Annotated in this window: 1 protein-coding gene; it reads left to right on the top strand. The window is 58.5% G+C overall.

What is annotated here, in order from left to right; genetic code table 11:
* The coding region (locus AACY52_RS31515) for a contractile injection system protein, VgrG/Pvc8 family (protein ID WP_339561580.1) at positions 1-439 on the top strand (439 nt) is incomplete at both ends.

The following is a 439-nucleotide window of genomic DNA, read 5'->3' as shown; positions in this document are numbered from 1 at the left end:
CGGCCAATGCTGCGCATTTTGCGTTATTGATCCCTTCTGTTCGCCACGACTTCAAGGTCCTCGCCTTCGAGGGCACGGAAGCGATCAGCAGCTTGTATGCGATCCAGATTGAACTGGTCAGCGAGTCGCCGGATTTCGACCTTGAGCGTCTGCTCGGGCAGCCGGCTTTTCTGCAGTTCGGCCTGCATGGGGAAGGCCTGCATGGGCATATCGAAGAGGTGCTGGTGGGCGAGGCCGGCAAGCGCCTGACCCGTTATCAGCTGACTTTGGTGCCGGCCTTGCACTATCTGCAGTTCAGCCACAACCAACGAATTTTCCAGCACCTGACGGTGCCGCAAATCATCGCCCAGGTGCTGAGTGGGCATGGCATTCAGGCCGATGCGTATGCCTTTCATGTCAGCACCAGCCCGGAGCGCGAATACTGCACGCAATACGCTGA

The organism is Pseudomonas sp. EA_65y_Pfl1_P113, assembly GCF_963970525.1.
Classification (GTDB): domain Bacteria; phylum Pseudomonadota; class Gammaproteobacteria; order Pseudomonadales; family Pseudomonadaceae; genus Aquipseudomonas; species Aquipseudomonas tritici.
This window is presented reverse-complemented; position numbering and strand designations above follow the sequence as displayed.